Annotated in this window: 4 protein-coding genes, 1 tRNA gene, 1 pseudogene and 1 riboswitch; of the genes and pseudogenes, 2 read left to right on the top strand and 4 right to left on the bottom strand. The window is 59.3% G+C overall.

Annotation, left to right across the window (positions count from 1 at the left end; genetic code table 11):
- A partial coding sequence (locus NKI20_RS33245; protein WP_352838192.1) for a phosphomethylpyrimidine synthase ThiC occupies nucleotides 1-613 on the bottom strand: 613 nt, incomplete at its 3' end.
- Nucleotides 614-716: 103 nt separating this feature from the next.
- A riboswitch (TPP riboswitch) is annotated at nucleotides 717-833 on the bottom strand.
- A gap of 352 nt (nucleotides 834-1,185) precedes the next feature.
- Between NKI20_RS33245 and NKI20_RS33240 the strand changes: the two genes are divergently transcribed.
- Complete coding sequence (locus tag NKI20_RS33240) at nucleotides 1,186-1,752, top strand: DUF309 domain-containing protein (RefSeq protein ID WP_352838190.1); 567 nt, start codon at nucleotides 1,186-1,188, stop codon at nucleotides 1,750-1,752.
- Between the two features lie 599 nt (nucleotides 1,753-2,351).
- On the opposite strand, the pseudogene NKI20_RS33235 reads toward NKI20_RS33240, so the two are convergent.
- From NKI20_RS33235 to NKI20_RS33225, 3 genes and pseudogenes are all read right to left on the bottom strand, one after another.
- Nucleotides 2,352-2,480: pseudogene (locus tag NKI20_RS33235) on the bottom strand (integrase); the annotation flags it as partial.
- Between the two features lie 183 nt (nucleotides 2,481-2,663).
- Nucleotides 2,664-2,739 (bottom strand) — tRNA-Phe (locus tag NKI20_RS33230).
- Nucleotides 2,740-3,048: 309 nt separating this feature from the next.
- Entirely contained in the window at nucleotides 3,049-3,921 is an 873-nt protein-coding gene (locus tag NKI20_RS33225) for a helix-turn-helix domain-containing protein (RefSeq protein ID WP_031259888.1), read from the bottom strand.
- Between the two features lie 106 nt (nucleotides 3,922-4,027).
- On the opposite strand from NKI20_RS33225, the gene NKI20_RS33220 reads away from it, so the two are divergent.
- Entirely contained in the window at nucleotides 4,028-5,299 is a 1,272-nt protein-coding gene (locus NKI20_RS33220; protein ID WP_023758411.1) for an ABC transporter substrate-binding protein, read from the top strand.
- The last annotated feature ends 126 nt before the right edge of the window (nucleotides 5,300-5,425 follow it).

Below are 5,425 nucleotides of genomic sequence, written 5' to 3'. Positions count from 1 at the left end.
AATTGCGGCCGATGATCATTGGCTCGCTCTCGGGATGGTTGATGTTGGCGGGAATGATCGCCCGTCCGCGCGCCACCTCGTCACGGACGAATTCGGGCGTGACGAAATCGGGCAGTGTCGCGCCGAAAGCCTCGCCGTCGCGCTCAAGCTTGCCGTGCAGGATCTCGCGACCAAGGTTCTCGCGAATGGCGACGAACTCCATTTCGGGTGTGATGATGCCGGCGCGCGCATAGGCAAGCTGCGTCACCGCCTTGCCTGCTTTGGCTTTGAGCGGTCGGTGGCGGATGGGAAATTCCGGCGTCAGGCGTTCGCCCGTCGCGAATCCGTTGTCCTCCGGCCGGACATGGCGGCCGTCACAGCCCTCGACATCGCCGCGCGCCAAAATCCATTCGTGGCGAAGTCGGGCCAGGCCCTTTTCGATACTGGTCTCGACAGCCGGGTCGGTATAGGGGCCCGACGGATCGTAGACGGTAACGGGCGGCTCGCCGGCTGTCGGATGGACGGAGATTTCGCGCATCGGCACCCTGATCTGTGGGTGGAGAGCGCCCGGCTTGTGGATCTTACGCGAGGCGGGCAGCGGTCCCGTCGACACGGCGGGAGTAAGGGCATTCATCGTGAGGCTCCTTTGCTCATGCATTGGAGACCCAGTTCTGTGCCGGAAGGATGAAAAGACGCTTCTGTCGACCTGCCGAAACAGGACCTCGGGCGTGAACTCCCGCAAAGCGCTTGCACCGTCCCTACGCCAGTATGAACTGGATCAGGTTCAACGGGTCACTGCGCCGCGAAAGCCAGCAGTATCTCAGCCCCTTGCCGGGACTCCCCTGGTGAATGCCTCAGGTTGAACGGGCCGGCGCTATTTTGTCAAGCGCATTTGGCCCGCGTTGCGATCGGGGCAAAGCGCCGTCGCCCGAAAAATAGCCCTGCATCGAGCCCTCCTATCACTCACCGATTTGCCCAAGAAGGACGCCTTTTCTGAATTTTTGAAGAGTAAAAGCCCGTTTGAGATCCATGGATGAGCGATTCTGCGGATGCGATTGCCGCCGGTTGCGATCGGGATCTATGAGAGACGTCAGAGCGCACACTCGAAGCGGGAATCAGAGGCCCCCACCGCCTTTTTTGTCCTTTCGCCAGCGGTTGCTTTCCGGTCAACGCGCGTCCGCATCAATTGCCAATCAACGAGCTTTCATGCTTGCTGGGCCTATGTCTCGTCCTCGCTTGCTGCCCGATAAGAGTTTCCCAAGCTATGCGTATCTGCCCGGCAAATATCCGCATCCGGTGCGTGATCCATTGGGCCACAGTTACCGAACAGATCCGGTGACCGTCGCCGTTGGCGAAGAGCTGGAATCAGATGTGTTTCGGTGGGGGATCGACCTTTTCAACCACGGTTACTACTGGGAGGCCCATGAGGCTTGGGAGTCTCTTTGGCACGCCGCCAAACAAAGCGCTCAACATCGTTTGTTCTTCAAGGGACTGATCCTGTTGGCCGCTGCCGGGGTGAAAATCCGCGAGGGAAAACGTGGCGCTGTGGCGCGCCATGCGGGGAGGGCTGCAGCACTTTTTCGTCAGATCGCGAGGGTCCCGAATGGCCCATTTGAGACGGCACTCGGGACCACACTTGCCGCGCTCGCTGAACACGCCGAAGCGGCCGTAGCTTCCCCTCTTGTTCTACGGAAGCCAAAGCCAGGCCAGCCTGAGCCTGTTTTCGATTTCATACTTGCACCAAATCCGAGAGCGTCTGATCGGCAACCCTAGTGCCGTCCGACCGGCTTTAGCGAGAAGGGGTCTTTGAAAGCCGCTCACACTGCTTGCGGCGTAAACAACAAGAATGGGGTGCGGCTTCTTAAGCAGGACGAGGTGCCAAGCCTTTTTGTTCCCATGGCCCTGGCGGTCAAATTGTTCCTCGGCTCGCAGAGGACGCGACGGCGGTTAAGCGTACGATGGAATAGGTCACATGGTCCAAAAATCTCTCCCCGATGGTTGATTTTGGACTAACGGCTGCGTCGTTTTGATTCAGGATAGGCCGAACTTGGATGTCCTTTTCGGGGAGGAGGCGTGTGATGCGACCTTGCTTTCATGCGCCGCTAGCGGCTTGTTCAATCCACTTTGTTAACGCACCTGATCGCGTACCAAGAACTCGTGCTCATCCAGTTGGCGCGCCTTGGTCGCCGCCGAACGTGAGGGAAGTGCTGGCGCAAACCAACCTCGACTGCCAATCATTGGCGTTCGCCTTGGAGAGAGTGAGGACGCTTGCAGATCTTTGACAGGATCAATTCACTGATAGACTTAGACGATTGCCGGGCCGCGATCGAAGAAGGGCGCGCCTTGCTGCTTCAATTCGAACAAAGGTCTTAGGCGAGCCGCCGCAGGCGAGAGCCCGTGGGCTGTACCCATAGCTGCAGCCCGCCCCCATCAGACAATTTCACGAGCTTGGAAGCAGGGCGGGCGTTTCGACATTTCACGTCTCCCTTGGCTGTTTCGATACCATCAGGATGTCCAATACCAACGGAAATACCATCCCCGGCCTCGTTGGACCAAATGCGCCCTAAGCGCTTCCTGTCCCGCTTAATTGCGCAATGCGATCGCAAAAGATCAACAATTCCAGTCGCTTGCAGAAACTGCAGCGTAGAAGATTCGGCGAAAGGGAGTGTCGGGAGAAGAAGGGATGGTGCCCAGAGGCGGATTCGAACCACCGACACGCGGATTTTCAGTCCGCTGCTCTACCAACTGAGCTATCTGGGCCTGTTCCGGCAAACGAAATCTCGTTGACCGGAGTTCATCGAGGCGCCGTGGGCGTCCCTTGAAAGCGCGTGGGTTATAGCATGGGAATTCGGCCTGTCCAGCGCCCAGATGGCGATTTCAGACAGGAAAGGCGATGCCATGCGACGGCCGCTTCCGATGCCGCGGCGGCAGTCGGAAATGGTGGGCAGTGCGACGCCATTTCGTCCGGCGGCGTCCTTATCGCGGGCCGCAACCGTTCGACCCGTCTTTAGCCGGCGATCAAGTCGGCAACGCTTTTGCGGCAACGGCGCGGGGCATGCCTGCCGCCGCCTATCTGGCGCCGGTCACGCCCCGGCGAAAATCGGAGGGCGACATGCCGGCCAGCTTGCGGAATGACTTGTTGAAGGCGCTGAGCGAGCCGAAGCCCGAATCCATGGCGACGCGTAGCACATTGGCGTCCTGATGCATCAAGAGCGCTTGCGCATAGCTCAGCCGCAGCAGGTTAACATATTCGTTGAGCGTCATGCCGGTCGATTTCTTGAACAGGTTCATCGCGTATTTGGGATGGATATCGGCGGCGGTCGCTATGTTCACGCTATCGATCTCGTAAAGGAAGTTCTCGGCGATGAAATCGCACATTCGACCGACATTGCGGGACGACTGCTGGTCGAAGGGGCTGCCCGTTTCCTGCCCGGGGGCGGTTTCCGGCACCAGACGATAAGGCTCGAATCGCACCCGCTCCAGCCTCAGCAGCAACTCGTTCACGGCATGCTCGATCATGGCCGGATCGCCCGAACGGAAATAACGATTCCAGCGTTCGAAATTGTGGTGGTCCGCCGGATCGGTCGCGCCCGTCACCAGCGTGGCGCCGGTCATTAGCCGATGGCGGACATCCGTCGGCAAATGCAAGCGAAAGAAATGCACCAGCGGCAGATGCGCGCCGGCATAGATGGCGTCGTCCGAGAGATCGGTCATCTGGTGCGGCAGGCCGCCCCAGAACAGGCACATATCGCCTGCCGACAGTGCGATCTCATGTTCGTTCATGCGGTAATGCACGCTGCCGCGCACAATGAAATTGACCTCAACCTGGGCGTGCCAATGCGGCTTGAGCATCACCAGCGGATGGTTATGAAACATCTGCAGGGCCAGCGGCAGGCCTTCCACGCTGCTGGCGCCAGGTTGATAAAACGGCCGTTCCGGCATCTTACTTTCCGCCAATTTCATATTCCCTTTGACGGCGACACGCCTTGCCCACTGCATAGTCTAGCCATGCTCGCAGTGAGAGAGCAAATGAAATGGGAGGATTTCTATGCGCATCACAATGACCTGCGCCGCGCTCGTGCTTGCCCTGGGGTCTGCCCCGGCCTATGCGCAGTCCGGCGAAATCACCATCTGGAGCTGGAATGTCGCCGCTTCATCGTTGAAGGCGACCATTGCCGGCTTCAACAAGCAATTCCCCGACGTCAAGGTTACGGTCCAGGATCTCGGCAACCAGCCGACTTACGACAAGTCGATCGCCGGTTGTGCGGCCGGCGGCGTCGGTCTGCCCGACATCGTCACCATCGAGAACGGCGAAGCCGAAAATTACTGGAGCCAGTTCCCCGACTGCTTCGTCGACCTGCATACGCTGGGTTATACCGCAGAGGATCAGGCGAAATTCCCCGACTTCAAACGCACCGAGCTTGAAGTCGGCGACAAGGCTTATGCTATGCCGTGGGATTCGGGTCCGGTCGCGGCCTTCTATCGCCGCGACTTCTACGAAAAGGCCGGCGTCGATCCGGCGTCGATCAAGACCTGGGACGATTTCATCGCAGCCGGCAAGAAGATCCAGGCCGCCAATCCGGGCGTCACCATGACCAACGCCGATTTCAACGGCGATAGCGAATTCTTCCGTATGATCTCCAACGAACAGGGCTGCGCCTATTTCTCCGCGGATGGGCAGTCCATCACGGTCAACCAGCCCAAATGCGTCGATGCCATGACCAAGATCAAGGAGATGAAGGACGCCGGCATCATTTCGTCGGCCGACTGGGGCACCAAGATCACCAACAACACCGCCGGTACCGTCGCCACCCAGATTTATGGCGGCTGGTATGAAGGCACCATTCGCACCGAATCGGCCGGTGAAAACGGCAAATGGGGCGTCTATCTGATGCCGAGCCTCACCGCCGACGGCCCCCGCGCCGCCAATCTCGGCGGGTCTTCGCTGGCCATCACATCGGCGTCGAAGAACAAGGAGGCTGCCTACGCCTATCTCAAGTACACGCTCGGAACCAATGAAGGCCAGATCACGATGCTGAAGGGTTTCGGCCTCGTGCCCTCGCTGATCTCGGCACTCAATGAGCCCTATGTTTCCGAAGGCCTGCCCTACTGGGGCGGCCAGGCGGTGTGGAAGGATATCCTCGGCACTTTGCCAAAGGTCGTTCCCAGCCGCGGCACGCCATTCCAGAGCGATGCCGAAATCATCGTTCGCGCAGTGCAGACCAAATATCTGGCCGGCGGCTATCCCGACGCCAAGGCGGCACTCGACGACGCCGCAAGCCAGATCGCCGCGGCGACCGGATTGCCCGTCAAATCTTGATCTGGAGATGATGTCGCGGGGGGGCGAGATGGGGCCCCGCCCCATAACAAAACCCCCCCCCCGTTAAGCACCAGGGTGGTAATAAAAAAAAAAACAGGCCCCCCAAAGGGAAATTTTATAAGTGGG

The sequence above is a fragment of the Mesorhizobium sp. M0830 genome (assembly GCF_040319965.1).
Taxonomy (GTDB): Bacteria; Pseudomonadota; Alphaproteobacteria; order Rhizobiales; family Rhizobiaceae; genus Mesorhizobium.
The sequence above is the reverse complement of the archived record's forward strand: the minus strand, read 5'-3'. Positions and strand labels throughout refer to the sequence as shown.